This window comes from Peribacillus sp. CSMR9, from assembly GCF_033141925.1.
Classification (GTDB): domain Bacteria; phylum Bacillota; class Bacilli; order Bacillales; family DSM-1321; genus Peribacillus; species Peribacillus simplex_A.
In genome coordinates this window covers 1-2090 of the sequence record NZ_JAOPHO010000163.1, presented here as the reverse complement: position 1 = coordinate 2090, position 2090 = coordinate 1, and the positions used below count along the sequence as shown (strand labels likewise).

Sequence of the window (2090 nt, the reverse complement as noted above, 5' to 3'; positions counted from 1 at the left end):
TATACCGAACGGTACGTACGGTGGTGTGAGAGGTCGGAGGCTAGGCGCCTCCTCCTACTCGATTATGGAACTAAAGGAGCAAGATAGCTTTAGTGAAGTAATTTATAGTTTGATTTTATTATTTGTATAATCTAAGGCTAAAGACAGATATTCATTTAGACTGTAGAGGTATAGTAATAATAATCAATAAATGTTAAAATTTTCTTGGTTTAGTAAATGAGGTATGGTTCTGATTCTTGGAGGGGGGACAACAATTATTAAAAAAGTTTGTATGAAATTTATATTTGCTTTTAGCGTATCTATATTTTTATTCGGATGTAGTATAGAAAAAGAAGATTTGAAAGAAGATCCTGGGCTTGATAGAGCCCAAAAGATAGAAATATCGTCAGAAGAAAATCCAGAATCGGTTTTAAACGTTATAGATAATCAAGAAGATGTAAGTGAATTTGTTAATGCACTAGAAGTTGATAAATGGAGTATTGTAGATATTCCTTCAGATTCGACTAAAGGGTATATTTATAAGATGTACCAAGAGGGTACAGTCAAACTTGGAGAGCCTATTACAGTTAAAAAGGAACTTAAACAAATCGCTACAATTATTACATATAAAGATAGTCCTTATATCGAGCTTAGAACCAAGAAACTAAATTTAAATTTTAAAGTTCCAAAAGATGTAGCAGAATACCTTTCTAATCACGATAATTAAAAACATAACCATACAACAATTTCGTCAACAGTATGTTATATCTTCTTATTGAATTAAACTAGCTGGTAGTTTGTGAAGAATTAGCTATTAACTGGTCTGTATCCTGTGAATAATACATAATGGTTATTTCACTAACAGTGCTTTACTTAATTACCAGGACCTGACCAGACGAGGATAATCCTGGTTATAATAAAGCCGTTCTTTTTTGGAATTTGTCTAGTTATTAAGTAATAGTCTTAATGTCTTTTCGAATAACTATAATAATGGTGAAATATTCATATATATTAGGTGATTCTAGGCGATTTCCTACCAGATAGGGTGACTTAAAAATGGCATCTATTGTTTACACAGTAATATTAATTGTTAGTTTTTTATTTTTAGTGTGGAAAAATGACGATCAAGAATCTTATTTTCCGTTAAAAATAATTGGATATTTTATATTAGGTTCATTTGCCTTTAATTTCAATCAAATTTCACTTCCACTTGGGTTTGTAGTGTATCTGATATTTTTTCGACCTAAGTTAAATGTACAGGTAAAACGAATAGCTGCGGTTTTTGGTTTTCTTGCATTTATATTCGTCCAATGGGTCATACCATATGCCATGGATGACTGGGGAAATCGCCCAATATTCATTGAGCATGAACTTGGTTCAGTATATACGATGAACTTTCAAGAAGAATATGAACTAGTCAAGCAAGAATTAAATCTAGAGAATAACAGTTTGAGGCTTGAGGATTTTGAAGTAGACTATACTGAAGATGGTAGAATTACAGACTTAAGCTGGCAACTAATTGGGCAAAATGGCAATAGCTATAATCTCTATGAAATTCGATATGATATTGATAGGAATAGGTATCAAGTTATGAATAGTCAGCTTGAAACATGGCTCCAATACAATCGATTAATTGATGCTGAGCATTTTTTTGAAAATCTTAATGTGCTTGATATTAAAGATATTACTCATGCTAAGGGTGACTTTTCTTCCTATGGTATACAAAGTACAGGGGAACGAACAAATTATGAAGTAGAAAATCGAGCTTATGTCGTATTAAATGGAGAAATACAATTATTAGATGATAAGCAATTACCAGTTGAAGGTTATTATATTTCAACATTTGCAACGAAGAAAACGGGAGAAGAAAGGGATGACCAAGGAAATATCATACAAGAAAGTTTCGAAGGTACTGTATTATCTGATTATCTATTTGATGTAAATTTTGGTGAGAAATGATAGAAATTATTGTTAGTAAGCTAAATTTCATCTAACGGTAGGTGTTTCTTCCGTCATCAAGACGAATCCTATTATCGGGTGCGTTAGCTGAAGATCAGAGCTGTCTTTAAGGCAGCTTTTTCGTGCGCCCGGCATGGGTGCAATCTATAGGG

At 32.5% G+C, this 2090-nt stretch carries 2 protein-coding genes; both read left to right on the top strand.

Features of this window, described 5'->3' with window-relative positions:
* Positions 1–223 precede the first annotated feature (223 nt).
* Positions 224–706 (top strand): hypothetical protein, encoded by a 483-nt coding sequence (locus tag N9I19_RS24560; RefSeq protein ID WP_317779302.1) that lies wholly within the window; start codon positions 224–226, stop codon positions 704–706.
* Positions 707–1035: 329 nt separating this feature from the next.
* Entirely contained in the window at positions 1036–1938 is a 903-nt protein-coding gene (locus N9I19_RS24555) for a hypothetical protein (RefSeq protein ID WP_317779301.1), read from the top strand.
* Positions 1939–2090 lie beyond the last annotated feature (152 nt).